This is a genomic window from Conexibacter sp. CPCC 206217 (assembly GCF_030646165.1).
Lineage (GTDB): Bacteria > Actinomycetota > Thermoleophilia > Solirubrobacterales > Solirubrobacteraceae > Conexibacter.
This window is the reverse complement of the sequence record NZ_JAUTDO010000005.1, coordinates 96,067-122,333: the sequence shown is the minus strand read 5'-3', so window position 1 is coordinate 122,333 and position 26,267 is coordinate 96,067. Positions and strand designations below refer to the sequence as shown.

24 protein-coding genes are annotated in these 26,267 nt (G+C 72.7%); 4 read left to right on the top strand and 20 right to left on the bottom strand.

The window, feature by feature from the left end; genetic code table 11:
• Position 1: 1 nt before the first annotated feature.
• Positions 2-823, bottom strand: a complete 822-nt coding sequence (locus Q7L65_RS14700; protein ID WP_304722218.1) for an alpha/beta fold hydrolase — start codon at positions 821-823, stop codon at positions 2-4.
• Between the two features lie 132 nt (positions 824-955).
• Here Q7L65_RS14700 and Q7L65_RS14695 point away from each other — a divergent pair, with 132 nt between their 5' ends.
• Positions 956-1,321, top strand: a complete 366-nt coding sequence (locus Q7L65_RS14695; RefSeq protein ID WP_304722216.1) for a VOC family protein — start codon at positions 956-958, stop codon at positions 1,319-1,321.
• 88 nt (positions 1,322-1,409) lie between these two features.
• On the opposite strand, the gene Q7L65_RS14690 is transcribed toward Q7L65_RS14695, so the two are convergent.
• On the bottom strand, positions 1,410-2,360 hold the full coding sequence (locus Q7L65_RS14690) for a manganese catalase family protein (protein ID WP_304722215.1): 951 nt from the start codon (positions 2,358-2,360) through the stop codon (positions 1,410-1,412).
• A gap of 194 nt (positions 2,361-2,554) precedes the next feature.
• On the opposite strand from Q7L65_RS14690, the gene phoU reads away from it, so the two are divergent.
• Positions 2,555-3,265 carry a phosphate signaling complex protein PhoU gene (gene phoU / locus Q7L65_RS14685; protein WP_304722214.1) on the top strand — a complete coding sequence of 237 codons (711 nt, stop codon included), beginning with the start codon at positions 2,555-2,557 and terminating at the stop codon, positions 3,263-3,265.
• A gap of 62 nt (positions 3,266-3,327) precedes the next feature.
• Here the strand turns inward: phoU and Q7L65_RS14680 are convergent, their stop codons facing one another.
• Both Q7L65_RS14680 and Q7L65_RS14675 read right to left on the bottom strand, forming a co-directional pair.
• On the bottom strand, positions 3,328-3,666 hold the full coding sequence (locus Q7L65_RS14680; protein ID WP_304722213.1) for a cupin domain-containing protein: 339 nt from the start codon (positions 3,664-3,666) through the stop codon (positions 3,328-3,330).
• 48 nt (positions 3,667-3,714) lie between these two features.
• A complete protein-coding gene (locus tag Q7L65_RS14675) occupies positions 3,715-4,158 on the bottom strand; it encodes an SRPBCC family protein (RefSeq protein WP_304722212.1) in 444 nt (147 codons plus the stop codon).
• Between the two features lie 38 nt (positions 4,159-4,196).
• On the opposite strand from Q7L65_RS14675, the gene Q7L65_RS14670 reads away from it, so the two are divergent.
• Positions 4,197-4,784, top strand: a complete 588-nt coding sequence (locus Q7L65_RS14670) for a TetR/AcrR family transcriptional regulator (RefSeq protein ID WP_304722211.1) — start codon at positions 4,197-4,199, stop codon at positions 4,782-4,784.
• Here the strand turns inward: Q7L65_RS14670 and Q7L65_RS14665 are convergent.
• On the bottom strand, positions 4,741-6,621 hold the full coding sequence (locus Q7L65_RS14665; protein WP_304722210.1) for an EAL domain-containing protein: 1,881 nt from the start codon (positions 6,619-6,621) through the stop codon (positions 4,741-4,743). The genes Q7L65_RS14670 and Q7L65_RS14665 overlap by 44 nt on opposite strands.
• A 183-nt stretch (positions 6,622-6,804) precedes the next feature.
• On the opposite strand from Q7L65_RS14665, the gene Q7L65_RS14660 reads away from it, so the two are divergent.
• Entirely contained in the window at positions 6,805-7,875 is a 1,071-nt protein-coding gene (locus tag Q7L65_RS14660; protein WP_304722209.1) for a GGDEF domain-containing protein, read from the top strand.
• A gap of 12 nt (positions 7,876-7,887) precedes the next feature.
• On the opposite strand, the gene Q7L65_RS14655 is transcribed toward Q7L65_RS14660, so the two are convergent.
• From Q7L65_RS14655 to Q7L65_RS14585, 15 genes are all read right to left on the bottom strand, one after another.
• Entirely contained in the window at positions 7,888-8,952 is a 1,065-nt protein-coding gene (locus Q7L65_RS14655) for an NADH:flavin oxidoreductase/NADH oxidase (protein WP_304722207.1), read from the bottom strand.
• A 27-nt stretch (positions 8,953-8,979) separates the two neighbouring features.
• Positions 8,980-9,990, bottom strand: a complete 1,011-nt coding sequence (locus Q7L65_RS14650; protein WP_304722206.1) for an MBL fold metallo-hydrolase — start codon at positions 9,988-9,990, stop codon at positions 8,980-8,982.
• Between the two features lie 21 nt (positions 9,991-10,011).
• Positions 10,012-10,719: a GntR family transcriptional regulator gene (locus Q7L65_RS14645; RefSeq protein ID WP_304722205.1), complete on the bottom strand. Its 708-nt coding sequence runs from the start codon at positions 10,717-10,719 to the stop codon at positions 10,012-10,014.
• A gap of 49 nt (positions 10,720-10,768) precedes the next feature.
• The gene (locus Q7L65_RS14640; protein ID WP_304722204.1) at positions 10,769-11,575 is read right to left on the bottom strand and encodes an SDR family NAD(P)-dependent oxidoreductase; all 807 of its coding nucleotides are present in this window, start codon (positions 11,573-11,575) and stop codon (positions 10,769-10,771) included.
• Positions 11,576-11,586: 11 nt separating this feature from the next.
• Complete coding sequence (locus tag Q7L65_RS14635) at positions 11,587-12,693, bottom strand: Zn-dependent alcohol dehydrogenase (RefSeq protein WP_304722203.1); 1,107 nt, start codon at positions 12,691-12,693, stop codon at positions 11,587-11,589.
• The gene (locus tag Q7L65_RS14630; RefSeq protein WP_304722202.1) at positions 12,693-13,631 is read right to left on the bottom strand and encodes a phosphate acyltransferase; all 939 of its coding nucleotides are present in this window, start codon (positions 13,629-13,631) and stop codon (positions 12,693-12,695) included. Before Q7L65_RS14630 ends, Q7L65_RS14635 begins: the two co-directional genes overlap by 1 nt.
• The gene (locus tag Q7L65_RS14625) at positions 13,628-13,990 is read right to left on the bottom strand and encodes a hypothetical protein (RefSeq protein ID WP_304722201.1); all 363 of its coding nucleotides are present in this window, start codon (positions 13,988-13,990) and stop codon (positions 13,628-13,630) included. The genes Q7L65_RS14630 and Q7L65_RS14625 overlap by 4 nt, the downstream gene beginning before the upstream one ends.
• A complete protein-coding gene (locus Q7L65_RS14620; protein WP_304722200.1) occupies positions 13,987-15,321 on the bottom strand; it encodes an acyclic terpene utilization AtuA family protein in 1,335 nt (444 codons plus the stop codon). Before Q7L65_RS14620 ends, Q7L65_RS14625 begins: the two co-directional genes overlap by 4 nt.
• Positions 15,321-16,307 (bottom strand): SMP-30/gluconolactonase/LRE family protein, encoded by a 987-nt coding sequence (locus Q7L65_RS14615; protein WP_304722199.1) that lies wholly within the window; start codon positions 16,305-16,307, stop codon positions 15,321-15,323. The genes Q7L65_RS14620 and Q7L65_RS14615 overlap by 1 nt, the downstream gene beginning before the upstream one ends.
• Positions 16,304-17,341 carry an ABC transporter permease gene (locus Q7L65_RS14610; RefSeq protein ID WP_304722198.1) on the bottom strand — a complete coding sequence of 346 codons (1,038 nt, stop codon included), beginning with the start codon at positions 17,339-17,341 and terminating at the stop codon, positions 16,304-16,306. The genes Q7L65_RS14615 and Q7L65_RS14610 overlap by 4 nt, the downstream gene beginning before the upstream one ends.
• The gene (locus tag Q7L65_RS14605; protein ID WP_304722197.1) at positions 17,338-18,942 is read right to left on the bottom strand and encodes a sugar ABC transporter ATP-binding protein; all 1,605 of its coding nucleotides are present in this window, start codon (positions 18,940-18,942) and stop codon (positions 17,338-17,340) included. Before Q7L65_RS14605 ends, Q7L65_RS14610 begins: the two co-directional genes overlap by 4 nt.
• Complete coding sequence (locus tag Q7L65_RS14600) at positions 18,939-20,075, bottom strand: substrate-binding domain-containing protein (protein ID WP_304722196.1); 1,137 nt, start codon at positions 20,073-20,075, stop codon at positions 18,939-18,941. Before Q7L65_RS14600 ends, Q7L65_RS14605 begins: the two co-directional genes overlap by 4 nt.
• A 90-nt stretch (positions 20,076-20,165) precedes the next feature.
• Positions 20,166-22,586 (bottom strand): hydantoinase B/oxoprolinase family protein, encoded by a 2,421-nt coding sequence (locus Q7L65_RS14595; protein WP_304722195.1) that lies wholly within the window; start codon positions 22,584-22,586, stop codon positions 20,166-20,168.
• A gap of 17 nt (positions 22,587-22,603) precedes the next feature.
• Positions 22,604-24,844: a hydantoinase/oxoprolinase family protein gene (locus Q7L65_RS14590; protein ID WP_304722194.1), complete on the bottom strand. Its 2,241-nt coding sequence runs from the start codon at positions 24,842-24,844 to the stop codon at positions 22,604-22,606.
• Positions 24,841-26,082: a CaiB/BaiF CoA-transferase family protein gene (locus tag Q7L65_RS14585; protein ID WP_304722193.1), complete on the bottom strand. Its 1,242-nt coding sequence runs from the start codon at positions 26,080-26,082 to the stop codon at positions 24,841-24,843. Before Q7L65_RS14585 ends, Q7L65_RS14590 begins: the two co-directional genes overlap by 4 nt.
• Positions 26,083-26,267: the final 185 nt, after the last annotated feature.

Genomic DNA, 26,267 nt, shown 5'->3' with positions numbered 1-26,267 from the left:
GTCAGTCGAGGAACGCAGCGATGGCGCCCGCGACGACGTCGGGCGCCATCGTGTGGGCGACGTGGCCGACGCCGTCGAGCCGCACGACCTCGACGTCGGGCAGTTCCTGCGCAAGCGTCCGGCAGACGCCCTGCGTGCGCGCCGGGCTCTCGCTGCCGACCAGCAGCAGCGTCGGCACGTCGACCGCGCTGTAGCGCGCCGGGTCGGCGTCGAGCCGGTTGACCGCGTCGATCTCGCGCGCAATCGTCGCGACCACGCGCGTCAGCTCCGGCGTCCGCTTCAGCGGCCGCGTCGAGGCGGGGCCGTCGGCGCTGACGAGGCCGGCCGCGTCGAGCAGGCCGAGCCCGTAGGGGACCGCCTGCTCCGGCAGGCCGGCGGCGATCAGGCCCCGGAGTCTGTCGAGCTGCTCGCGCGGGATCGCGTCGCGGATGTGCACGGCCGGCTCGTAGAGGATCAGGCCGCCCAGCTCGCCGGGGAACGCCTCACGCGCCACCTCCAACGCGATCGCGCCGCCGTAGGAGTGGCCCATCAGGAGCGCGCCGCGCCCGGCCGCGGCGAGCACGGCGCGCGCGTCCTCGACCTCGCGCGCGAGCGCGTGCGGCTCGGTCCCGTCGTCGCTCTCGCCGCGGCCACGGCGGTCGACGAGGAAGAACTCGTTGCGATCGGCGAGCCGCCGCGCGACCGCCTCCCACGTGCGCGAGGAGCCCAGCCCGCCGTGCAGCGCGACGATCGGCGGCCCGCTGCCGAGGCGACGATAGGCGATCCGTGTGCCGTCGGGGGCGTCGACGAACTCGGTCGACCGACTCTCGATCTGCGGCTCCATGACTCGGCCGCGCACCCTATCGGGGCGACGTGGGTAGGCCGCCCGACAGACCCTGCCAATTGAGGTCTTCACCTGACCGCAATCGTTGCGAGCATGACGCTCGTCGGCCATCCCTCTACAAAGGAGCCTCTCGTGCCCACCATCACCAAGCTCGACTTCGTCGGCATCCCGTCCCAGGATCCGGACCGTGCGCGCGCCTTCTACGGCGAAACGCTCGGTCTGCGTCCGGACGCCAACTCCCAGTACGAGTTCTGGGCCGGCGAGACCTGTCTCGGCATCTGGGAGCCGGAGAGACAGGGGATGAGATTCGCGCCGCAGAAGAACGCCCATCTCGCGCTGCACGTCGACGACGTCGCCGCGGCGCGCGCGGAACTGGAGGCGAGCGGCGTCGCGTTCTTTGGCCCCACGATCGACACCGGCGTCTGCCACATGGCGCTCTTCACCGATCCCGACGGCAACGACCTGATGCTCCACGGCCGCTACGCGCCGGTCGGCTGAACGCGCAAACGCCGGTCGCACCGCGCGCTCAGCGCGCGGTCGGCCGGCCGGCTCGTCCGAGCCGAAGGGCCCGCGCGCCGACGGCTGCTTACGCGACGTTGCCCGTCGGCTTTCTCGGCAGGCCCGCCGCCGTGCGCAGTCTCGCGGCGATCTCGGCGATCTCCTCCGGTTCGGGACCGGGCGCGAAGACCGCCGGCTGCGGCGGCAGGTCGTGGGCGAGCGCGCCGACCGGATGCGTCTCCTCCGCGACGACGAGTTGCTCGCCGGTCTCCGGGTGTCTGCCGTTGAAGACCGCGGAGATCTCCTTGAAGTCGTCCTGCGAGAAGCGGTAGAGCTTGAGGTGCTCGCCGCGGTCGAGGTGCGGTCTGCACTCGGGGATCTTCTCGGTCGGGATCCGCGGCGACGGGAACAGCTTCGTCAGGTCCGCCCCGGTCAGGTTCTCCAGCGCCCGCGCGTAGGCGACCTGGTGGACGCCGCCGCGCACCAGCAGGTAGCCGGTCAGCGCCCGCGCGGCGGGGTGGTCGACCATCTCGTAGACGCGCAGCTTGCCGCTGCGCGCGCCCGTCTCGAGGAAGAAGTTGTGCGTCAGGTCCTCGATCAGATCGCCCGAGGAGAAGACGTTGTCGCCGTTCCACGGCTTGCCCATCGAGTCCTGCACGACCGCGCCCGCGCCGCCGGGTGCGAGGTAGTGCTGCGTGTTGCGCACGCTCTTGAGGTCGCCGAGCGGCGCGCCGCCGGCTCTTCTGGCTCTGCCGCTCAGCAGCGCTCTGTCGGCGGTCCCCGTCAGCATCGTGTTGATCGTCGCCGAGACCAGCTCGATGTGGCCGAACTCCTCCGCCGCGATCGACGCGACGAGGTCGTAGAACGGCCGCGCGCCCTGCCGGTTGCGGAAGTTGAACGACTGGTACGTGTAATTCATGAAGGTCGACATCTCGCCGAACTTGCCGCCCAGCAGCTCCTGCACGGCCGCGGCGCCGTCAGGATCGGGATCTGACGGCGGCGGCAGCTCGGTCTGCAGGCGATCGATGCGCAGGATCATGTGCTGCTCCTCGTGGATAGACGGTCTCCTGGAAGCTGCCCGGTCACGGGCGTTGCAATCAGCCCGACGATCGGCCGGCCGGCGGGGGCGCCGCTCAGGGTGACGTTGTTGCGCAAGAAAGACGTTCATGTGGCGCGTCGATGCTGCTCGGCCGCTGAATCAGCCCCGCGGATCGCGGGTAGCTGCGAGACGGGATGCGATCGGGCTATTGCGAGGAACTGGCCGAGATCGAGCGACGTGGGCTCGACACGGTCGACCTCGCCGTCGAGGCGCTCGACCGCGTGCTGGAGGCGCTCGCGCTGCGCGACGCGGACCTCGCGCGCGCCGTCGTCGCCGGCGACGACCTGCTCGACGAGCGCTGCCGGCGGACGCAGCGGGAGATCCTCACGCTGATGGCGCGGCAGGCGCCGGTCGCCAGCGACCTGCGCACGATCCTCGGGCTGATCGACTTCGTCAGCCGGATCGAGCGCGTCGGCGACCAATGCGTGACGATCGCGAAGTTCGTCGCGCTGGACGGCCGCGAGGCGCCGGCCGACACGCTGCTGCTCGACTGCATCGCGCTGATGGGGCGGCTCGTGCGCGAGCAACTGGTGCTCGCCAAGCGCGCCTTCGCGACGCGCGACGTGCCGCTGGCCGAGCAGCTGCCGCAGCTGGACCAGCGCGTCAACCTGCTCAACCGCGAGGTCTTCCAGCGCGGGATCGAGATCGGCGGCACCGCGGACGTGCGCCGCTGGGCGATGCACATGACGCTCGCCGCGCGCTGCCTGGAGCGGATCGGCGACAACGCCGTCGACGTCGGCGAGCGCGTCGTCTTCGTCGCGACGGGCCGCCTGCGCGAGTTCTCCGACGCCTCGCACGTGAACGGCGGCAAGGTCGCGCCCAGAGCCGGCGACGCGCCCGGCTGAGCGCCGAGCGCGCGGAGGCCGAGCGCGCGACGCCGTGGCCAGTGGCGTGACCGGTCACGCCACTAGCTCGTCTCCCCCGCGCGGCTGGGATGGCCCAGGCCGGGCCAGGGCGCCAGCAGCAGGACGAGCAGGGCGTCGTCGGCCGCGCGCACGGCGTGGCGCTCGCCGGGCGGCCAGTGCACGAGCCCGCCAGCGCCGACGCGCCGCGTGGCGCCGTCGGCGTCGACCTCGACGGCGCCGCGATGGACGTGCAGCCACGCGTGCTCGTGCACCTCGTGGTCGCGCAGCGCCTCGCCGCTGGGGAGGTTGATCGCGATCACGCGCACGGCACCCTCGTCGGAGTGCAGCACCTCGGGTTGATGCGGCTCGATCTCGAGCGCGGTGATGTCCCAGATGTCCATGACCGCAGACCTACCCGCGCTCCACGCGCCGGTATCGCCCGAGCCAGGCTAAGGCAGCTGCTCGGCGAGGCGGCGCATCGCGCGCTCGTTGCCGCGGCGCAGCAGCATCCGCACCAGCGGGGCGAGCGCGCGATCGGCCAGCGGCGCGCGATCCCACGCGTAGGTGAACGCGACGCGCGTGCCGCCGCCGGGCAGCGGCGTCAGCTCGTACGTCCCGCGGCCGACGCGTCTGCCCTTCGCGCTGACGTTGCGCTCGACGATCCGCGCCGGCGCCTGCGCCTCGACGACCTCGATCTCGACCGGCTGCTTGCGGCCACCGGCCGTCGCGTGCACGCGTGCTCTGGAGCCGACGCCGCTCGCGGGGCCGGAGTAGGACCAGTCGACCAGCATGTGGTCCGTGAACGGCTCGTGGTTGGCCATCACGTCGAGGAAGGCGAAGACGTCCGGCTGCGACTGCGGGACGTCGATGGAGACCTGCACTGGAGTCGGCATGATGTACCAGATGGTACATCTCCGTTAGACTTCTGCCAATGCCCCCCGGAGACGCACGCGAACGCCTGCTGGAGAAGGCGATCGCACACATCGCGCAGCGCGGGGTGAGCGATCTCTCGCTGCGTGAGCTGGCGGGGGCGATCGGCACCAGCCACCGCATGCTGATCCACCACTTCGGCTCCAAGGAGGGCCTCTGGGTCGAGGTCATCCGCGCCGTCGAGAGGCAGCAGCGGGCCGCGCTGCCGCAGCTCGTGCCGGATCCGTCGCTCGATCCGGCGGAGGCGATGCGGACCTGGTGGCAGCACATCTCCGACCCGTCGCTGTGGCCCAACGAGCGGCTCTTCTTCGAGCTCTACGGCCAGGCGCTGCAGGGTCGGCCCGGTACGACCGAGCTGCTCGACGGGATCGTCGACGCGTGGCTGGACCCGATCGCCGAGATCAACGTCGCGCAGGGGATGGACCCCGCGACGGCTCGCGCGATGGCGCGGCTCGGGATCGCCGTCACACGCGGCCTGCTGCTCGACCTGCTCGCGACCGGCGACCGCGCCGGCACCGACGCCGCCGTCGAGGCGTGGATCGCGCTCAACGCAGCAGCGGCCGCGCGTAGTCGGCCAGCAGACCGATAGCGGTCAGCAGCGGCTCCTCGACGCGCTCGCGCGGGGTCGACCAGGCGATCGAGATGACCGCGCTCGCGACGCCGTCGCCGACGACCGGCTGCAACAGCGCCGAGCGTGCGCGGAAGACCTGCGCGAGGCGGCGCGACGGCAGCGGATGAGCCGCGAGGTCGCCGAAGAACAGCCGCTCCTGGGAGGCGTGCGCGGTCGCGACGGCGGAGTGCTCGTCGAGCGCGTTGGTGCGCAGCCGCGGGTCGAGGCCGCCGTGCGACGCGGCCAGCCGCAGCTCGCCGGGAGCCTCGCCGGGCAGCCACAGCCCGACGACGTCGGCGCGCGCGAGCCGCGCGGCGTGCTGGCACAGCTGCGCCGGGAGCTGGTCGGGCGCGGTGACGGCGAGCGCGGCGAAGACCGCGTGCAGCGCGTCGAACGTCGTCCGATAGCCGTCGCTGGCCGCGATCGCGTCGCGGCGGGCGAGGAAGTGCGCGAGCCGCACGCCGATGCTCGACAGCGCCGTCATGCCGCGTCTGTCGGGCTCGCGCAGCTGCGCGCCGAAGAACTCCAGCACGCCGACGGCGCGGTCGCGCGTGCGGATCGGGATCGCCAGCGCGCTGCGCATCCCCGCCGCGCGCAGCACGCCCGCGCGCGGCAGCCCCGGCTCGGCCTCGACGTCCGCGACCCAGACGGGCTCGCGCTGCTCCAGCGCCCGCCCCGGCAACCCGACGCCGGCGGCGAACGTCATCGCGCGCGACGCGCGCGTCAGCTCGGCCGTCACGCCCGGCTGCGCCGACCACGCCGTGACGCAGCGCAGCGAGCTGTCGAGCTCGCGCTCGGAGCCGGTCCGCCACCAGGCCGCGAAGTCCGCCCCGAGCTCCCGCGCCAGGCGCGCCGTCGTCGCGTGGCAGACGACCCCGATCGCGCCGGCGTCGGTCATCGTCTGGTCGAGCGCGTGGTGCAGCCGTAGACCCAGCTCCGCCGACTCGTCCGGTCGCGCCGGCTGCTGCGCGGCGCACGCGGCCGGACGCGCCCGCACCGTGGGCGGGCGGGCGAGCTGCTGGCCGAGCCAGTCGTAGAACTGCCCCGGCGGCAGCGGCGCGCTGATCGCGTAGCCCTGCGCGAGGTGGCAGCCGAGCCCGGCCAGCAGCTCCAGCTCGGCGCTCGACTCCGGCCCCTCGGCGAGGACCGTCATGCCGAGGTGGCGGCCGAGCGCGGCGATCGCCGCGATCACGCCGGTGTCGCGGCAGCGGCGCATCTGCTCGACGAAGACGCGGTCGATCTTGAGCTCGTCGAGCGGCAGCGTCTGCAGCCGGCCGAGCGACGAGTAGCCGCTGCCGAAGTCGTCCAGCGACAGCCTCACGCCGAGGCTCTTGAGGCGGCTGAGCACCTCCTGCAGGCCGGCCGGATCGCCCCTCAGCGCGTCCTCGGTGACCTCGAGCGTGAGCCGGCTCGGCGCGACGCCGGAGCGCGCGAGCGCCTCCCGCACGCGACGGACGCGACCGTCGTCGCCAAGGCTGCGGGCGGAGACGTTGACGGCGACGCCGAGCGTCTGCGCGCCGAGCGCGTCAAGCTGCGCAACGCAGGCGAGCGCCTGCTCCAGGACGGTCGCGGCGACCGCCTCGCCGAGCCCGTGCTGCTCGGCGACCGGGATGAACGTCAGCGGCGGGACGGGACCGAGCTCGGGGTGCGTCCAGCGCGCGAGCGCCTCGACCCCCACGACGCGACCGCTGCCGAGGTTCAGCTGCGGCTGCAGGTCGATGCGGATCTCGCCCGCGCGCAGGGCGGCGGCAAGTTCCGTGCGCGATGGCGTGAACGTCCTCTCGACGATCCGTTCGGACCGCTGCGCGAACGACATGCGAGACCTCTTCCCCGATTGGTACCGGGGCAGTATGTCCACGGGCGCGAGGAGCATTCCCGATCTCCTGAGCACTCAACGAATGTTTGAGCGGACATGTGAGCGGCGCACGAGTGCATGCACGCTAAAGCTCCTGGTCGCGCGAGCCGATGCGTCAGGCGTGGTCGTCGTATGCTGACCCCGGTGCAGAACGAGGAGCAGACCGCCCGGGTCTCAGGGCGACGGCTCGCTCCGTTTGCGCTCTGCGGCATCGTCACGTTCGCGTTGATCCCGATCACGGGCGAGACGAACGTGGACTGGGTCGAGGTCCTGCTCGCGTTCGCGCTGACCGTCTCGCTCGGGATCGCGGCGCTGCTGGCGCCGCAGCTGACCGGCGGCCGCTTCGCCGGGATCGCCGCGCTGACGGCGCTGGTCGCGATCGCGCTGCTGCGCGACGGCACCGGCGGCGCGCGCGGCGGCTACGGCGTCGTCGTGATCGTGCCGGTGCTGTGGGTCGCGCTGTACGGCAGCCGGCGCCAGCTGTGGCAGGTGCTGGTGGTCGTCACGCTCGTGCTGGCGGTCCCGCTGGTGGTGCTCGGCGTGCCCGACTACCCGTCGACCGGCTGGCGCAGCATGCCGCTGCTGGTGCTCTCGTGCGCGCTCGTCGGCTTCGTCGTGCAGGAGCTGCTGGCGCGCGAGCGCGCGATCGGCGAGCGGCTGCAGGCCGCGCACAGCGAGCTGCAGCGGCTGGCCGAGACCGATCCGCTGACGAGCCTGCCCAACCGCCGCGCGCTGGAGGCGGCGCACGTGCGCGAGATCGCCGCGGCGCAGCGCAGCGGCCGTCCGCTGACGCTCGCGCTGATCGACCTCGACCGCTTCAAGGACTACAACGACGCCCACGGCCACCCGGCCGGCGACGCGCTGCTGCGCGCGGTCAGCATCGAGTGGTCGCAGCGGATACGCACGACCGACATGCTCGCGCGCTGGGGCGGCGAGGAGTTCTGCCTGCTGCTGCCCGGCACCGACACGGCCGGGGCGCAGCTGCTGATCGACGGCCTGCGCGCCTGCGTTCCCGCCCGGCAGACGTTCTCCGCCGGCGTGATCGCGTGGCGGCCCGGAACGACCGGCGAGCAGCTGATCGCCGGCGCCGACGAAGCGCTCTACCGCGCCAAGCGCGACGGCCGCGACCGCACGGTCGTGGCGCTCGGCGCGGCTCCCGAGGCGCGGCGCGCGCGGCGGGCGCACGACGCGCCCGCGCCCGCCGCGACCAGCTAGCGGCGGTCGCCCTCAGTACGCCCGCACGTACTGCACCGGCGGCGTCGGCTCGTGGCCGAGCGCGATGGCGGCACGGTGGGGCCAGTAGGGGTCGCGCAGCAGCTCCCGCGCGAGATAGACGAGGTCGGCGCGGCCCTCGCGCACGATCTCCTCGGCCTGCTCGGGGTCGGTTATCTGGCCGACGGCGGCGGTCGGGACGCCGGCCTCGCGGCGGACGCGCTCGGCGAACGGGACCTGGTAGCCGGGGCCGATCGGGATCTGCGCCGCGACGACGTTGCCGCCGGAGGAGCAGTCGATCAGGTCGGCGCCCGCCTCGGCGAGCCAGCGCGCGAGCACGACGGTGTCCTCGATCGTCAGTCCGCCGTCGACCCAGTCGCTGGCCGACACGCGCACGGTCACCGGCACGTCGTCGCCGGCCGCCGCACGGACGGCGCGCACGACCTCCAGCACGATCCGCGCGCGGCCGGCGAGATCGCCGCCGTAGGCGTCGGCGCGGGCGTTGGAGAGCGGCGACAGGAACTCGTGCAGCAGGTACCCGTGCGCCGCGTGGACCTCCAGCCAGCGGAAGCCAGCCCCGACGGCGCGCTGTGCCGCGGCCGCGAACCGGCCCGGCAGCGCGGCGATCTCGTCGCTGGTGAGCGCCCGGGGGACGGGATACGTGTCGGAGAACGGCGCGTCGGTCGGCGCCACGGGCGTCCAGCCGCCGTCGGCCGCGTCGACCCTGCCGCCGCCTTCCCACGGCCGCTGCGTGCTCGCCTTGCGCCCGGCATGGGCGAGCTGGATGCCCGGCACCGCGCCCTCCGCGCTGACGAAGCGGGCGATCGGCGCGAGCGCCGCGGCGTGCGCGTCGCTCCAGATGCCGAGGTCGGCCGGGCTGATGCGACCCTCCGGCACGACCGCGGTCGCCTCCGCGATCACGAGCCCCGCGCCGCCGACGGCGCGCGAGCCGAGGTGGACCAGGTGCCAGTCGCGCGCCAGCCCGTCGTCGGCCGAGTACTGGCACATCGGCGAGACGGCGATCCGGTTGCGCAGCCGCACGCCGCGCACGTCGAAGGTCGAGAAGAGATGGGGGCTCATCCCTCGAATGTAGGCGCCGCGCGAGGGTCAGCTGCGACGCGCCCCGCCCGGCCCGTTCTTCGCGCTCAGCTCGATCCGCGCCGCGTCGAAGTGGACGCGGGTCCCGGTGCAGTTCATCACGAACGCGTCGGGCAGCTGGCGGCGCATCTCCATCATCGCCTGCATGCCGGTGCAGTGCATCGGGCAGAGCATCTCGACCTCCAGCTCGCGCAGCGCCTCGATCGTCGCCGTCGTTCTCTCCTGCGGCACGCCCGGGAAGCCGAGATGGAAGCCGCCGAAGACGCCCAGCACGCGTTGCGCGCCGGTGATCTCCAGCGCGTGTCTGATCGAGTTGACCACGCCCGCGTGGCTGCAGCCGACGAGCACGATGATGCCGTCGCCGAGCTTGATCGCCATCGCCTGGTCGTCGGGCACGACGTCGGCGTGGACGCAGCCGTCGTGCGCGACCTGGATCAGCGCGTTGGGCGTGTCGATCCGTCTCGACGGCTGCTCGAAGGCGACGTTGCGCGGGATCTCGCCGGTCGCGATCAGCCCGGGGCCGACCTCCAGCGGCTCGCGGTGGCCGACGACGCGGCCGCCGAGCCGCTCCAGGTGCTCGCGCGTGAGGTCGCTGTTGTAGAACGGCGCGACCTCGCCGGAGGCGAGCCGCAGGTAGCGCGGCAGGAACGCCTCCGGGTGGATCGACAGCGGCAGCGACGCCTCGCGCGACTCCAGCAGCCCGACGAGTCCGCCGTAGTGGTCGGGGTGGCCGTGGCTGACGACGACGTGGTCGAGCTGGCCGAGGTCGACGCCGAGCGCGGCCGCGTTGTGCAGCAGCACCTTGCCCGTCATGCCCGTGTCGAACAGCGCGCGGTAGGAGTAGCGCCCCCACTCGACCTCGACCAGCAGCGCGATCCCGTTCTCGCCGATCGGCGGCGTGCGTTTGGGGTCGAAGTGGTGGAACAGGCCAGCGCGGCTGATGTGCTCCTCGTCGGCCAGCAGCATGTCGACGTAGTTCTCGGTGATGCTCGTGACGGTGACCTTCGTGGGGTCCTGCAAGGGGTCCTCCGCAGTGAGTCTTCAGGGGCGCAGCGGCGACTCGTCGTCGAACGGGTCCATCGTGCGCGTCGGGTCGATGTGCTCCATCAGCGACGCGAAGCCGCGCGTGATGTGCGATTCGAACAGCTGCTGGATCGCGGGCTGGTCGTCGGCGATCAGCGCCTCCAGCATCCGCAGGTGCTCGTCATAGGAGTTCTGGCGGCCGCGGCGCACCTGCAGGGTGGCCCACGGAAAGCCGGTCCACAGTCGTTCGATCTCGGCCACGAGCGTCGGCAGCCCGCACGCGTTGTAGACGACGAAGTGGAAGTCGTGGTTGAGCTGGCGGGCGCGGCGCGCCTGCTCCTGACTGCTGGCGGCGGCGTACTCCTCGTTCAGCCTGCGCGCGATGTCGTAGTCACGCCGCGACAGCCGCCGCGCCGCACGCCGCGCGGCGTGCGGCTCGACCAGCCGGCGCATCACGTAGATCGACGCGATCTCGTCGACGTTCGGCTGCGCGACGCGCACGCCGCGGTGCGGCTGCGCCTCCAGCAGCCCTTCCGCCTGCAGCAGCTTGAGCGCCTCGCGCACCGGCGTGATGCTCGCGTCGAACTGCTTGGCGAGCACGTCCTGATGCAGCCGTGTGCCGCGCTCGATCTGGCCGGAGGCGATGATCTCGCGCAGCTCGTCAGCGATCCGGCCCGCCTTCGTGGGGGATCTCTCGCTGCGCTCGTTCGCCGTGCTGTCGCTCATCTAGGGCACGCCTGTTCTGGTCTCGGAGGGGCGCGGAATATAGCCGCGCTCAGACCTCGTTCGCGCCGCGCCAGGCGAGCATGCCGCCGTCGACGAGGTAGATGCCGCCGGTCAGGAACTCCGCGTCGTCGGAGGCGAGAAAGCAGACCATCGCGGCGACGTCCTCGGCCTGTCCCAGCCGCGGGATCAGGCTCGTCGAGGCCAGCTCGCGCTTGACCGCCGCCTGGTCCTCCGCCGTCTCCCAGTACTTCGACACCATCGCGGTCTCGATCACTCCCGGAGCGTAGGCGTTGACACGGATCCCGAACTTCGCCCAGTCGGTCGCCATCGACTTCGTCAGCTGCATGATCGCGCCCTTGCTGGCGCAGTACGCCGGTCCCATCGGGAACGCGACGAAGCTGACGACCGAGGCCGAGTTGATGACCGTGCCGCTGCCCTGCGGTGCCTCGCGCAGGTACGGCAGCGCGGCGCGCGCACAGCGCCACGTCCCCTTCACGTTGATGTCGAAGACGCGGTCGAACGCCTCCTCGCTGATCGTCTCGCTCGACGTGTCGCCGGCGATCGCGGTGTCGTGGATGCCCGCGTTGTTGTGCAGCACGTCGATCCCGCCGTGCGTCTCGGCGGCGTGGCGCATCAGCGCCAGCACCTGCTCGCCGTCGGTCACGTCGCAGTGGGCGTAGGTCGCCTCGCCGCCGGCCTCGCGCACCTGCCGCACGGTCTCCTCGCCGTTGGCGTCGTCGACGTCGGAGACGGTCACGCGCGCGCCGCGAGCCGCCATCAGCAGCGCGGTCGCGCGGCCGATCCCGCTGCCCGACCCCGTGATGACCGCCGACTTGCCCTCGAGTTGCCTGCTCATCGCTTCCTCCCTCAGCCCATCTGGATGACGGTGCGCCCGGACTCGCCGTGGTGCAGCGCCTCGAAGCCCTCGTTGATCTGGTCCAGCACGATCCGTCTGCCGATCAGGCCCTCGAGATCGAGCTTGCCGGCCTGCCACAGCGTCAGGATCCGCGGCACGTCGACGCCGAAGTTGCTGCTGCCGTAGAGCGACCCGCGCAGCTGCTTCTCCTGCGCCAGCAGCATCAGCTGCCCGACCTCGATCTTCTCGGTCGCGTCGGGGACGCCGATCACGACGACCGCGCCGCCGGGACGCAGCGCGTCGAGCGCGACGTCGACGAGCGCCGGGCGCCCGACCGCGTCGAAGGCGAAGTCGGCGCCGTCGCCGCCCGTCAGCGCGCGCACCTGCTCGGCGACGTCGTCGCGCGCGCCGTCGAGCACGTGCGTGGCGCCGAAGCCGCGCGCGGCCTCGAGCTTCTGCGGCGAGACGTCGACGCCGACGATCGGGTGGGCGCCCGCCAGCCGCGACGCCTGCAGGACGTTGAGGCCGACGCCGCCGCAGCCGATCACGACGACCGCGTCGCCGGCGCTCACACCGGCCGCGTTGAGCGCCGAGCCGACGCCGGTCAGGACCGAGCAGCCGACGACCGCGACGACGTCGAGCGGCAGCGCCGGATCGACCTTGATCGCTGCGCTGGCGGGCACGACGACGTGCTCGCTGAAGCCCGAGACGCCGGTGAAGTGGAACACGTCGCGCCCGTCGACGTGGTAGCGGACGGTGCCGTCCGCGAGCGTGCCGGTCGCGCGGATGCGCGCGCCGAGCTGGCACAGCACCGGGCGGCCCATCGCGCAGTAGCGGCAGCGGCCGCAGTGGCCGCGGTAGACGATCAGGACGTGGTCGCCGGGCGCGACGGACGTGACGCCGGGGCCGACCGACTCGACGATCCCGGCCGCCTCGTGGCCCGGGATCAGCGGCAGCGGATGCGGCAGCTTGCCCGCCATCAGCGTCATGTCGCTGTGGCAGAGGCCGGACGCGACGACCCTCACGCGCACCTCCTCCTGCTTGGGCGCGTCGACCTCGATCTCGCGGATCTCCAGCGGCGCGCCGGTCTCGAACAGGACGGCGGCTCTCGACAGCATCAGTGGACCTTCTCCTCGTTCTGTGTGATCGCCAGCGCGAACGCGAGCGACGCGACGCGCTCGCGGACGCTGGCGGCGCGGCTGGGGACCGCCATCGCGCGCCGCTCGCCGTCGAAGACGGCGCCGGCGACGAGGCAGTCCTCGCGCAGCATGTAGGCCTTGAACAGCACGTTGCCGACGACGATCTCGGGCACGATCACGACGTCGCAGCGACGCCGCAGGCCGGTGCCCTTGGCGCTCGCGACGTCGGGATCGAGCGCGACGTCGAGCGCGATCGGCCCGACCAGCTCGACGCCGTCGCGCGCGAACGCCTCGCCGTGCCCGCGGCGCAGCTCGTCGAGCAGCGCACTGCCGGGCACCGACTGGTCGACGTGCTCGGTGTGCGCGACCAGCCCGACCAGCGGGCGCGCGCAGCCGAGCCGCCGCGCGGCCGTCGCGGCGCGCCTGACGATCAACGCCAGCTGCTCGACCGACGGGCTGCGGTTGAGTCCCGCGTCGGCGAGCACGAAGGCGCTGCCGTCGTGCTCCTGCAGCACCAGCCCGAGGTGCGCGAACCAGCTGCCGCGCTGCTCGCGCAGCACCTCCCGCAGCACGGTCGCGGTCGACAGCTCGCACTTCGCGAGGCCGTCGAGCAGGCCCGCGCGCCACTGCACGGCGGCGGCGGCGCAGGCGCTCGTCTCGTCAGCGAAGCGCGACCAGTACGCGCCGGCCGACAGCGAGGTCGCGGCCACGTCGCTGGCCGCCGCGACCGTCTCGAACACCTCGACCGACTGGACGCCCAGCTCCAGCAGCCGCTCGACGGTCGCACGCGCGCCCGCGCTGCGACAGCCGAGCAGGCCGACGCGCCGCGCGCCGCCGCCCGCCACGCGCGCGGCCAGCGACGCGTAGTCGAGCGCGAAGGCGTCGGCCGCCGGATCGCTGATCGTCAGCTGCGTCACGCCGCCGCGCCGTCGCCGTTCCCGTTGCCGTCGCGCAGCCTGACGGGCGCCTCGATCTCGATCTCCAGCATCACCGACGAGTACGCCTTGCCGTGGATGTCGAGGTTGAGCGACCGTGAGACGCCGCCGTCGAGCGCCTCGTCGAGGACGAAGTTGAGCGCCGATATCCCCGGCGCCTCGTAGCGCGTGACGGTGCCCTTGACGAGATCGCCGAACGCGGCCTCCACGACCTCCTCCGTCACGTGCTTCAGCACGTGCTCGTAGTCCTCGGGGTTCCACGGGATCACGCTGACGTTGGCCATGTCGCCCTTGTCGCCGGAGCGCGAGTGGGCGATGTCGCCGAGCTTGACGCGGGTCACAGGCTCTTGACCTCCACCTTGACGGGGATCTCCTCACGCGGCACGAGCGCCGAGAAGAGGCTGATGATCTGACGCACGCCGGAGCGCGCACCGCCGCCGCCGGCCGGTCCGAACCAGAGGTCCTGGAACTCGAACGCGGCCGCGTCGGCGGTCTCGCGCTCGGCGCAGCGGGTCGCGAAGCGCAGCCGCACGTCGGTCGGCTCGCCGTTCAGCGGCAGCGTTCTGTCGCCGAGGATCGACTGCATCCCGATCACGTCCACGCGCCAGCCCTCGAGCTTGCTCCAGAGGCCGCGCTGGCGCAGGTGCGCCTCGACGATCTCGCGCGACTCCTGCGCCTTCGCGACCGCGCCGCGGCCGCTGAAGGAGACCTCGCCCTCGGCGATGAAGCCCTCCTCGACGCCGACCAGCACCTTCAGCGTGTCGGTGCGCGGCAGGCCGCGCACGCCGGAGACGCGGACGCGGTCCGGTCCGGCCGCCTCCAGGCGCGCCTCGCGCACGTCGGTGACGACGTCGGGCGAGATGTAGTTGCCCGGGTCGTGGACCTCGTACAGCAGCTGCTCCTTGACCGTGTCGACGGTCAGCATCCCGCCGCGCGAGGCCTGCTTGCCGAGCGTCGCGGTGCCGTCCTCCTCGACGACGCCGAGCGGGAAGCCGAGGTTCGTCTGGCCCGGGACGCCCTTGCGCCAGCCGGGCTCCGAGAACGCCCCGCCCGCGACGTAGCGCCCGCACTCCATCAGGTGCGCGACCGCGGAGCCGGCGGCGAGCCGCTGCCAGTCGTCGATCGCCCAGCCGAAGTGGTGCATCATGCAGCCGAGGTACAGGGAGAGGTCGCCGATCCGCCCGCCGACGACCACGTCCGCGCCGCCGTCGAGCGCCTGCGCGACGTGCTCGGCGCCGATGTACGCGTTGACCGAGGCGACCTTGCCGGGCAGCGTCTCCAGCCCGCCGCCGGTCTCCTTGAAGTCGAACTCGAAGTCGTCGACGCGCTCCAGCAGGTCGTCGCCGGTGATCACGCCGAGCTTCAGGTCGCTGACGCCGATCTCCTGCGCGACCGCCGCGATCGCCTTCGCCGCACCCTCCGGGTTGGCCGCGCCGAAGTTCGACGCCAGTCTGATCCCGTTTCTCTTCAGCCCCGGCAGCATCCCGCGCATCCGCGCCGGCAGCATCTCGTTGTAGCCGGCGTCCGGGTTCGCGATTCTGCGCAGCTGCGCGAGCGCGAGCGTGCGCTCGGCGAGGCAGTCCATCCCGAGGTACTCGACGTCCTCCTGCGTCATCTCGACACCGAGGTCGAGGCGGTCCTGCTCGGTCGCCGCCGCGCATCCGATTCTCATCAAACGTCCATTCCTTCCACGAGGTACGCGGGGGCAGCCCCGCGCACCGCCATCTCGATTCGGTAGATCCAGCCGCGATCGGTGCCCGGGTCCAGCAGCCCGTTCGCGCCGGCGATGAAGAGCTCGTTGCGGTGCGGGCCGCCGAAGCAGAAGTTGACCGCGCGCTCGTGCACGTGGACGATCCCGAGGCGCTCGCCCGCAGGGGTGAAGATCCACAGCCCGCCCGGCCCGCTGCAGTAGACGTTGCCGCGCTCGTCGCATTTCATCCCGTCCGGGACGCCGGCGCCGACGTCGGGCTCGCCGGGCATCTGCGCGAACAGCTCGCCGTCGTCGAGGCGGCCGTCGGGCCGCACGCCGAAGACGCGGATCTGCATCCGCAGCGTGTCGTTGACGTACAGGCGTCTGCCGTCGGGCGAGAAGCAGAGGCCGTTGGGCCCGCTGAAGTCGTCCGCGACGGCGATCGGCCCGCCGCCGCCGGCCGGCAGCATGAAGACCGCGCAGTAGTCCAGCTCGGGCTCGCGCTCGACGCCGAAGTACGGCTCGCGGCCGAAGTACGGGTCGGTGAAGTAGATCCGCCCGTCGGTCGTCGCGACGACGTCGTTGGGGCTGTTCAGCTGCTTGCCGCCGACGCGCTCGGCGAGCACCTCGAAGCTGCCGTCGTAGTCCTGGCGCACGACGGCGCTCGTCGCGTGCTCGCAGATCAGCAGCCGGCCGTGCGCGTCGAGCGTCATCCCGTTCGACTGGCGGTTGCCGCGCCGCAGCACGCTCAGCACGCCGTCGCGGTAGCCGTAGGTGGTCGCGCCGGCGATGTCGTTGAAGACCAGCATGCTGCGGCCGGGCAGCCAGGTGACGCCCTCCAGCAGGCCGGTGCCATGGTCCACGAGCGTCTCGACGACATCGCCGGCGAACAGCTCGTGCACGCGCGGATCGGCGTCGCTGACCTGCAGCGGCGCGGTCGCGCCCTCAGTCGCGTGACGGGTGGTCATCCGCCCAGCCCTCCTCCGCCGCCGCTCGTGCGTCCGCCGCGCGTCGCCCCGGCGGCTGCCGCGACACCGACGATCAGGATGACTCCCTTGATGATGCTGATCAGGTACGTCGGCAGTGCGAGCAGGTTGAGCCCGTTCGTCATCACCGCCAGGATCAGGATTCCCACGGCGGTGCCGAAGATGTCGAACTTGCCGATCCGCAACGTGACGGCGCCGAGGAAGACGGCCGCGTAGGCGTCCAGCAGGAACGCGTCGCCCGCGCCCTGGTAGCCGCCCTGCAGCGTCGAGGCGAGCAGCACGCCCGCCGCCGCGGCAGCCGCCGCACAGACGGTGAAGACGAGGATCCGGATGCGCGGGACGCGCAGGCCGGCGAGGCGCGCGGCCTCGCGGTTGGAGCCGACCGCGTACAGCTTGCGGCCGAGCTTGCCGCGCTCCAGCACGACCCACAGCACCAGGTACCAGACGATCGCGACGATCACCGGCAGCGGCACGCCCGCGACCTGGCGGAAGGCCAGTCTCTGGAACGCCATGTCGGTGATCGGGACCGGCGTGCCGCCGGTCCACCACAGCCCGACGCCGCCGAGGATCGACATCATCGCGAGCGTCCCGATGAAGGCCGAGACGCGGAAGCGCACGACGACGATCCCGTTGACCAGGCCGACGAGGCAGCCGAGCGCGACGGTCGCGACGATCGCCAGCGGCAGCGCCCAGCCGTGTCTGACCAGCAGCGCCGCGGTCAGTCCGCCGAGCGTCGCCATCGCGCCGATCGAGAGGTCGAAGTCCCACTGGATCAGGCACAGCGTGAGACCGCCGGCGATGATCGCCAGCAGCGCGCCCTGGCTGAGGATCGAGCGCCAGTTGTCCCACGTCGCGAAGTCGCCCGGCTTCAGGATCGAGAAGACGACGACCATCAGCACGAGCGCGCCGACGGTCGCGTAGCGCGCCGGCTGCAGCGCCCGGCGCGGCTCGGCGACGGGGGCGGCGATGGTGCCGGCGGCGGTGCCGGCCGGCGCGGGCTTCAGTTTCTGACTCACGCGGACTGACCTCCATAGGACGCTTGTGCGATGGCTCCCTCGTCGCTGCTGTGCGGGTCGCGCAGCTCGAAATCGACGCTCTCGCCGTCGCGGATCGCGATCACGCGGGTGGCGAGCGTCGCCAGCTCGTCGAACTCGGACGAGATCACGACGACCCCGTTGCCGGCCTCGGCGAAGCTGCGGATCGTCGCCTCGAGGTCGCCGCGGGCGGCGAAGTCGAGGCCGCGCGTCGGCTCGTCGAGGACGAGCAGGCGCGCGCCGATGCAGCGGGCGCGGCCGAGCAGGGCCTTCTGGCGGTTGCCGCCGGAGAGCGTCGTGATCTCCTGCCCCGGCACGCCTTTGATGTTCAGGTCGGCGATCACGCTCGCGGCCATGCCGCGCTCGGCGCGACGCGCGACCAGCGGGCCGCGGCCGACGTCGTCGATCACGCCGATCGAGATGTTCTCGCGCAGCGACATGCCGGGCATGACGCCGTTGGCGTCGCGGTCCTCGGGCAGCAGCACGACGCCGCGGCGGACCGCCTCGGCGGGGTTGCGCGGCCGGTACGTTCTGCCGTCCAGCAGCAGCGAGCCGGACTGGAGCGGCAGCTCGCCCGCGATCGCGCGCGCGGTGCTGGTGCGGCCGGAGCCGACGGCGCCGGCGATCCCCAGCACCTCGCCGGGGCGGACCTCGAACGAGACGCCGCGCGCGGAGCCGGCGTGCAGGTCGACGACCTGCAGCAGCGGCGGACCGTCGGCGGGCGCCGCGTCGGTGCGGGTCACGCGGATCGCCGCACCGTCGGCGTCCGCCGCGGCGGCGTCCGCGACGGCGGTCCGCTCGCGCTGCTCCTGCGCCTCGCGGCTGCCCTCGCCGAACATGATCTCGATCAGCCGCGAGCGGCTGGTCGAGGACGGGACGGTCTCGCCGATGCGGCCGTCGCGCAGGATCGTGATGCGGTCGGCGCCGTCGCGCACCTCCTGCAGCCGGTGGCTGACGAGGATCACAGCGAGGCCCGCGGCCGCGCGCTCGCGCAGGAAGTCGAACAGCACCGTCGCGTCGCGCGCCGACATCGCCGCGGTCGATTCGTCCAACAGCAGCAGCCGCGGCTCACGCACGAGCGCCGCGCTGACGGAGACCAGCCACGCCTCCGCGACCGAGATGTCGGCGACCTGCGCGCGCGGGTCGATCTCGCGATGGCCGAGCACTCTCAGCGCGTCGAGCGCCTGCCGGTGGATCCGCCCGCGCGCGGCAAAGCCGTGCGAGGTCGGATAGCCGACCAGGAAGGCGAGGTTCTCCTCGACGCTGAGGTCGGGGAAGAGCCGCAGCTCCTGGTGCACGACCGCGAGGCCGCGCGCGGCGACCTCATCCGGTCGCAGTCCCAGCAGCGAACTGCCGTCGAACAGCACCTCGCCGGCGTCCGGCGCCTCGACGCCGCCGAAGATGCGCGCGAGCGTGCTCTTGCCGGCGCCGTTGCTGCCCAGCAGCGCATGAACCTCGCCCGCGTGGATGTCGAGATCCACCCCCTTGAGCGCGTGCACGCCGGGGTAGCGCTTCTCGACGCCGCGAGCGCTCAGCAGGGCGCCGCCCGGCGCTCCGCGATCGGCTGTCGAGGCGGCGATCACTGTCTGGCGAGCTCCGCGTCGGCCGCCGCTCTCAGCTCGTCGGCGGTCTCGACTCTGCCGTTGAGGATGCACGAGCCGCCCGGTGTCAGCTCACCCTTGGCGGGGATGCTGTCCGGCGTCACGAGCGGGCCGGAGCAGAGCGCGTTGACGCTCGGCGGCAGCGAGCCGTCGAGGATCTGCCCGACGAGCAGCTTGCGCACGTTGAAGAAGGCCTCGGCCGGCAGCGCGGCGATCGCCGCGATCCGTCTCTCGCCGCCGCGCATCGTCTCGTAGGTCGAGTCGAGCCCGTCGTAGGTGATGATCTTCACGTCGTCGCGGTTGAGCTGCTTGAGCGCGGCGAGCGCGCCCGCGGCGGGGTCGTCCCACGGCGCGACGACGACGTTGACGTCCTTGTTGGCGCGCACCGCGGCGAGCGTCTTCTCGGTCGCCGATCTGGCGACGTCGGCGAGGTCCAGCTCGGAGCTGCCGGCGAGCTTCAGCTGCGTTCTCTCGATCGGCAGCGCGGCCAGCAGGCCGGCGGTGCGGCGGGCGACGACCGGCAGCGCGCTCGCTCTCAGCACATAGATGTTCTGCGGTCTGTCGCTGCTGGTCAGCAGGTAGCCGACGAGCGCCGCCGAGTTGGCGTACTCGTTGCCCCAGATCTGCACGCGCACGCCGGGCACCGGCGAGCCGGACTGGTCCGCTATGTACGGGATGCCGGCCTTCTCGGCGGCGGCGATCGGGGCGGCGACGGCCGCGCTCTCGGTCGCGATCCCGACGATCGCCTTCGGCTTCGCGTTGATGCACTGCTGGATGTTGGTCGCCGCCGACTGCAGGTTGCCGTCGGGCGAGGCGATCTTCTGGACGTAGTCGAGGCCGTACTGCTTGGCGATCTCCTTGTAGCCCTCGAAGAACAGCGGCGCGAGGCCGAAGCTGACGTTCGAGGTCACGCAGAGCGTGTTGTTGCCGTCGCTCGCCGCGGCGGTGGTCGTGCTCGCGGCATCCGTCGCGGCGGGGGTCTGCGCCGTGGCGGCGGGGGTGCTGGTGCTGCTGCTCGACGAGCTCTCGCCGCCGCAGCCGGCGACGAACGCCAGCATGCCGATGCCCAGCGCCAGCCCTGCGGCCGCGCGTGACCGTTCAGTGATGCGACTCACCTGGTTCCTCATCTCTCCACTCCGTTAGCTCCTCCGTGGCGCCCCGCCGTGGGCGGGACGCGACGACCGGCTCGCGCCGCCGCGAACTGCTCAGCGGCGCGGCACGAACGTGATCCAGCCGGCTGCGTCGGCGGCGCACTCCGCGGCGGGGTCGTAACCCCCGGCGTGCGCGACCGCGAGCGGCTGGTAGTCCCAGCGATACGGCTCGTCCTTCAGGTACAGCTCGACCGCGAGCACGGCGTGGCAGGCGGGGCAGAACAGCTCCGCCACCTCGACCGACTCGTTCGGCGCGACCCGATACGTCGCGCCGAAGCCGCGCTCGCCGAGATCGGCGGCCGGCCCGCGCGACGCGGGCACGTGGTCCTTCCAGTTGGCGTCGACCGGCGACAGCGCCGCCGCGCACTGCGCGCAGCAGACGGTCCCGCGCGAGAGCGAGCTGGTGACCGAGCCGAGCGCCAGCTCGTCCGCCGGTCTGCTCGCGTCGCCGGCGCCGGCGCCGGTCGCGCCGGCACCCGCATCCCCCGCGTCGGTCCCGCCCGCGCCCGCAGGCGCGCTCCACCGCTTCAGCGGTTCGCCCGCGCGGGCGAACCGCTCGGCCGCCAGCCGCGTGCGCAGCGCCGTCGTCGCCGCTTCCTCGACCGCCCCGTCGTCGCCGACGACGACGCCGTAGGCGCCCTCGGCGGCGGCACGCGAGACGTAGCGCTCCGCGACGTCGGCGGCGACCGCCGCGGCGTCGCGCAGTAGCGGGTCGCCGTAGCCGCCGCCACCGGGGTGGGTCATCATGAAGACCTCGGAGCCCGGCCCCTTGCCGAGCGCCCGCGTCCCCTCCCACGTCGCCTTCGACGGCAGCGACTCGAAGCCGTCGCCGTGCTCCTCCATCAGCTCGTGCCAGGTCGACACGTGGCCGTCGGCGAGCTGCTCGTGCACGCCCGAGCCGGCGAGCGGCCCGTAGTACACGCCCGAGGACGGATAGCCGCCGGCGGCGCCGTGCGTCGGCACCGCGTTGCGGCCGGTGCAGAAGGTGCCGCTCTGCTCGCTGCTGAGCTCGCCCCAGACGATCCCGGCGGCGCGCAGCGAGAAGCCGCCGCGCCAGCGCCCCGGTCCGCCCGAGTCGATCCCGATCTCACGCGACAGATACAGGAACGGCTCGGTCACCTCGTGCGCCTCGATGCTCGGCACCGACCCGTAGAGGCAGATCAGGTTTCCGCGCCCGCCGTCGAGGCCGGGCATCGCGCCCTGGCCCTGCGCGCCGGGGCCGTCCATGTTGAGGAAGATCGAGTAGTCGCCGTACTGGTTGCTGGCGCCGCTGAAGATGAAGCACGGGTGGACCGCGCCCCATTGCGCGGTCGCGCGCAGCTGCAGGTACTCGTTCGAGCTGGCGCCGAGCGCCGTCGAGCCGGCGGCGAACAGCGCGTCCTGCACGGCGTGGGCGCCGTAGCCGGTCGCGATCCCGAGCGGGCTGGGATAGACGGCGTTGACGAACGAGCCCTCGTCGGCGGTCAGGTGGACCGGCCGCATCACGCCCGCGTTGAACGGGATGCCGGTCGCCAGCTGCTGGATCAGCGGGCCCATGATGCCGCCGATCAGGCCGGCCTCCGAGCAGTTGATCAGCGCCGGGGCGGCCGGCGAGGAGCCGCGATAGTCGAGGTACAACTCGTCGCCCTGCTTCGTCATCCGCAGCAGCGCGCGGTAGACGAGCGGCGTCTTGTAGCCGTCCTCGATGTAGTCGGCCGCCTCGTAGACGCCGTCGGGCAGCTCGCGCAGGCGCGCGCGGAAAGCCTGCTCGGAGAAGTCCTGCAGCGCCTCCATCAGCCGCTTCAGCTCGGCCGTGCCGTAGCTCTCGGCCAGCTCGCCGACGGCGCGCATGCCGAAGTGCAGCGCGCCGACCTCCGACGCGATGTCGCGGGCGATCTGCGTCGGCAGGCGCGTGTTGTTGATGAACGCCCGCACGACGTCCTCGCGGTACTCGCCGGCGGCGTAGATCCGCGTCGGCGGGAAGCGCACGGCCTCGGCGACGACGTCGATCGCGTCCGGCGCGAAGCTGCCGGGCACCATCCCGCCGACGTCGGCGAAGTGCATGTCGCAGAAGACCCAGCCGAGCAGCTCCTCGTCGGCGAAGACCGGCGCGACGCAGCCGACGTCGTTGGAGTGCACGCAGCCGCCCGTGTACGGGTCGTTGCTGATGAAGATGTCGCCGTCGCGGATCTTGTCGCGGCCGACGTTCTCCAGGATCCAGGGCACGATCTTGATCTCGTGGCCGAGGTGCGTGCAGACGGCGCTGCCGAACGCCACGACGTGGCCGTCGGCGTCCATGAACGCGGTCGAGTAGTCGCCCGCCTCGCGTCCGACTGCCGTGCCGGCGAGCTGCTCCAGCGTGCTCGTCATCAGCCGCATCAGCGTCTCGAAGCGGTTGTGGACGACCTGCAGCGCGACGGCGTCGGCCTGCATCGTGCTCTCGCCGCTCGCCGGCGCCTGCGTCTGCGCCGCGCCCGTCGCCTGGGTTCCGGACATCTGCTCGTCTCCTCCGCTCACCATCTCCAGCCACCCGCGCTCGGCACCGCCACGAAGTCACCCGTCGCGGCGACCGTCAGCTCGTCGCCCGCGCCCAGCACCGTCGTCGTCAGCTCGCCGTCGATCACGGCCGGGCCGCGCACGACGTCGCCGGGCATCAGCTCCGACTGCACGTAGGCGTCGGCCGTCAGCCAGCCGCCGAGGTAGACCTCGCGGCTGCCGGACGGCGCCGGCTCGCGGCGCTCGGGCGCGAGCACGGGCGAGGACGCGCCGGCGCCCGCGCCTGCGGCGTGCGCGCGCCCGTTGCCGTTCGCAGCGCCGACCGCACCAGCTGCACCAACCGCCTGCACCGGCGTCAGCCGCCCGACCGCGACGGCGCGGTAGTTGACGATCTCGATCGCGCCCTCGCTCCAGGAGGCGCCGGCGCCGTAGACCTGGTCGTACTTGCGCCGCCACGCCGCGACGATCTGCTCCAGCGCGTCGTCGGGTGCGTCGCCGTCCAGCAGCGCGGTCGGGACCTCGATCGACAGCTGCAGCTCCTGGCCGGAGTAGCGCATGTCGACGAACAGCGACAGCTCGCGCGCGGCGAGGTCGACCTGCTCGCGGTCCAGCAGCCGCTGCGGCCGCTCCGACGCGCCGGCGAGCCGCTCCCGCACGTGCTCGGTGTGGGTCGCGTCGACGACGACGTTCGCGCCGTCGATCGGGAAGCGGACCGAGTCGTCGGTCACCTCGTAGGCGTGGCGGATGTCGGTCATCATCAGCCCGTACGCCGAGAAGATCGGGCTCGCGGCCGGGATCACGACCTGCGGCGAGCCGAGCCGCGCGGCGATCGCCAGCGCGTGCGCGGGCGCCGCGGCGCCGAACGCCATCAGCGCATACTGGCGCGGGTCGACGCCGCTGGAGACCATGAAGCGCTCGATCGCGTCGGCCATCTGCGCCGTCACGACCTGGTAGACGCCCCACGCGCTCTCGACCGGCTGCTGCCCGAGGCGATCGGCGATCCGCTCGCGCAGCGCCGACTCGGCCGCCGCGCGGTCGAGCTGGATCTCGCCGCCGAGCGGGACCGCGTCGTCGAGGATCCCGAGCACGAGGTTGGCGTCGGTCACGGTCGGCAGCGTGCCGCCGCGGCCGTAGCAGGCGGGACCGGGCTTGGAGCTGGCGCTCTCGGGTCCGACGCGCAGCCGCGCGAGCCCGCCGGCCTCCTCCAGCACGGCGATGCTGCCGCCGCCGGAGCCGACCGACTCGATCTCCACGCCGGGGATCGTGATCGGGTGCTTGAGGATGCTGAAGCCGCGGCTGAGCTGCATCTCGCCCGCCGTGATGCGGCAGACGTCGAGGCTCGTGCCGCCCATGTCGATGCAGACGACGTCCTGCTGACCGAGCTGCTTGGCGACCGCCGCTGCGGCGACGGTGCCGCCGACCGGGCCGCTCTTCAGCAGCGCGACCGGCCGCTCGGAGATCTCCTCGATCGGCGCGACGCCGCCGAGCATCTGCATCACGAGCACCGGCACGCCGAGACCCTCGCGCGCGAGGAAGTCGCTGAGGCGGTTGGACTGCATCTGCACGCGTTTGCCGATGTAGGCGTTGATGACCGCGGTCGAGAGGCGCGTGAACTCGCCGAGCGTGCCGGCGATGTCGGAGCCGGCGGTGACGAACAGGTCCGGGTACAGCTCGCGCGCCAGCTCGGCGACGCGGCGCTCGTGGATCGGCCAGCGGTGGGCCCACAGGAACGCGACGACGAGCGCCTCGACGCCCTCCTCCTCGACCAGCTCCGTGATCACGCGACGGACCTGCGCTTCTGCCAGCTCGACGACGATCGCGCCCGAGGAGTCGATCCGCTCGTCGACCTCGCGGATGCGGCTGCGCGGGATCAGCGGCGAGAAGGTGCCCTCCGCGGCGTCGCGGATGTCGTGGATGCCGTGGCGGTTCATCTGCGCGATCGTGTACGCGTCGCCGTGGCCCTTGGTCGTGACGATGCCGACCTTCGAGCCCTGCCCGGTCAGCAGCGTGTTGAGCCCGTGCGTGCTGCCGAAGCAGAAGACGCGGTCGACCGCCTCCAGGAAGCCGCGCCGGTCCAGCTCGAACGTCGCCGCGGCCTTGTCGACGCTGGCGGTGACGCACTCGACCGGGTCGACCGTCGACGGGCTCTTGACCTGCAGCAGGCTGCCGTCGAGGGCGTCGTGCACCGCGAGGTCGGTGAACGTCCCGCCGATGTCCAGGCCGATGCGGAAGCGCCCGCTGCTCGCCGTGCCGCTCACGTCGCCCGCTCCAGTCGTTGCATCACCGCTCCTCGGTCTTCGTCAAGTTGGGGCGGGCGCACCCGGCCCGTCGTGCTCGTGTCGAACGCGCGCTCGGCGAGCCCGACCATGCTGCGGACGGCCGCGCCGGCGGCCGACTGGACCTGCTCGACGGCGCCGCGCTCAGCCAGCACCGGGTGGTGCGCGACCGCGCTGACGTCGTTGACGCGCCCGTACGCGAAGCGGTGGCGCTCGCACGCGGCGACGACGTCCTCGACGTCCATCGCGCCGAGGCGCGCCTCGACGAGCGCGTCGACGAGGCCGCGGTGCGCGATCCGCTGCGCGTTGGTCGCGAAGCGTGGGTCGTCGGCGAGCGCCGGGTCGCCCAGCAGCTCGGTCGCGAGCTCGCGCCACTCGCCGTCCTGCTCGATCGCGATCACGATCTGCGCGCCGTCCCTGCACTCGAACACGCCGTACGGCGCGATCGCGTGGTGGCGCGCGCTCGAGCGTCTGTACTCGACGCCGGAGTTGAGGTTGCTGATCAGCATCGGGCCGACGAACTCGAGCGCGACGTCGAACATCGTCAGGTCCAGCTGCGCGCCGGCGCCGTCCTGCTCGCGCCGGCGCAGCGCGGCGAGCACGAGCACGGCCGCGTAGAGGCCGGTCGCGACGTCGCACATCGAGACGCCGACGCGGCAGACCTCGTCGGGCGTGCCGGTCAGCGACATGATCCCGGCCTCGGCTTGGATCAACATGTCGTAGGCCTTGCGGTCGGGCGCGCTGTCGGAGTCGGCGCCGTAACCGGAGATCTGGCAGGCGATCAGGCGCGGGTACGCGGCCGCGAGCGTCTCGGCGTCGAAGCCTACGCGCGCCGCGGCCGCGGGCGACATGTTGTGGACGAGCACGTCGGCGTCGGCGAGCAGCTCGCCGAGCAGCGCGCGGCCCTCCTCGTCGAGCGTCAGCGCGATGCTACGCTTGCGGCGGTTGAGCCACCAGAACTGCGCGCCCTCGCCGCCGGCGTTGTGGTCCCAGTGACGCGCGAAGTCGCCGCCGGTGGCGGGCCGCTCGACCTTCAGCACGTCGGCGCCGAGGTCGCCGAGGATCCGCGTCGACAGCGGCCCCGCGACGGAGTGCTCGACGGCGACGACGCGAACCCCTGCGAGCGGGCCGGTCGCGGTCGTCGGCGCGGCCGCTCGGGGGAGCGCGAGCCCGTCGCCCGCGCTGCCGTTGCCGGCCGCGGTCTCGTCAGCGGTGCTCATGCGCGATCCCGATCATGCGTGATTGGAACGACCATGCCTTATTGCTGATTTGATGCTTGAAGACGTGTTTCATGCCTAAAAGCGAATCTAATGCATTCTTTGGTCGGCCGTCAACCGCTCTCGCCGACGTGGCGGTTCGACACTCCTCGGACGACCGGCGGTCTGCGCTGTTCGCGCCCTGGCAA

Coding starts and splice junctions, on each gene's coding strand:
- Q7L65_RS14680 (WP_304722213.1), bottom strand. CDS start 3,666: ATGGACATCTGGGACATCACCGCGCTCGAGATCGAGCCGCATCAACCC.
- Q7L65_RS14620 (WP_304722200.1), bottom strand. CDS start 15,321: ATGAGAATCGGATGCGCGGCGGCGACCGAGCAGGACCGCCTCGACCTC.
- phoU (WP_304722214.1), top strand. CDS start 2,555: ATGCGATCGGGCTATTGCGAGGAACTGGCCGAGATCGAGCGACGTGGG.
- Q7L65_RS14615 (WP_304722199.1), bottom strand. CDS start 16,307: ATGACCACCCGTCACGCGACTGAGGGCGCGACCGCGCCGCTGCAGGTC.
- Q7L65_RS14595 (WP_304722195.1), bottom strand. CDS start 22,586: ATGTCCGGAACCCAGGCGACGGGCGCGGCGCAGACGCAGGCGCCGGCG.
- Q7L65_RS14670 (WP_304722211.1), top strand. CDS start 4,197: ATGCCCCCCGGAGACGCACGCGAACGCCTGCTGGAGAAGGCGATCGCA.
- Q7L65_RS14665 (WP_304722210.1), bottom strand. CDS start 6,621: ATGTCGTTCGCGCAGCGGTCCGAACGGATCGTCGAGAGGACGTTCACG.
- Q7L65_RS14585 (WP_304722193.1), bottom strand. CDS start 26,082: ATGAGCACCGCTGACGAGACCGCGGCCGGCAACGGCAGCGCGGGCGAC.
- Q7L65_RS14635 (WP_304722203.1), bottom strand. CDS start 12,693: ATGCTGTCGAGAGCCGCCGTCCTGTTCGAGACCGGCGCGCCGCTGGAG.
- Q7L65_RS14655 (WP_304722207.1), bottom strand. CDS start 8,952: ATGAGCCCCCATCTCTTCTCGACCTTCGACGTGCGCGGCGTGCGGCTG.
- Q7L65_RS14690 (WP_304722215.1), bottom strand. CDS start 2,360: ATGATCCTGCGCATCGATCGCCTGCAGACCGAGCTGCCGCCGCCGTCA.
- Q7L65_RS14700 (WP_304722218.1), bottom strand. CDS start 823: ATGGAGCCGCAGATCGAGAGTCGGTCGACCGAGTTCGTCGACGCCCCC.
- Q7L65_RS14640 (WP_304722204.1), bottom strand. CDS start 11,575: ATGAGCAGGCAACTCGAGGGCAAGTCGGCGGTCATCACGGGGTCGGGC.
- Q7L65_RS14645 (WP_304722205.1), bottom strand. CDS start 10,719: ATGAGCGACAGCACGGCGAACGAGCGCAGCGAGAGATCCCCCACGAAG.
- Q7L65_RS14675 (WP_304722212.1), bottom strand. CDS start 4,158: ATGCCGACTCCAGTGCAGGTCTCCATCGACGTCCCGCAGTCGCAGCCG.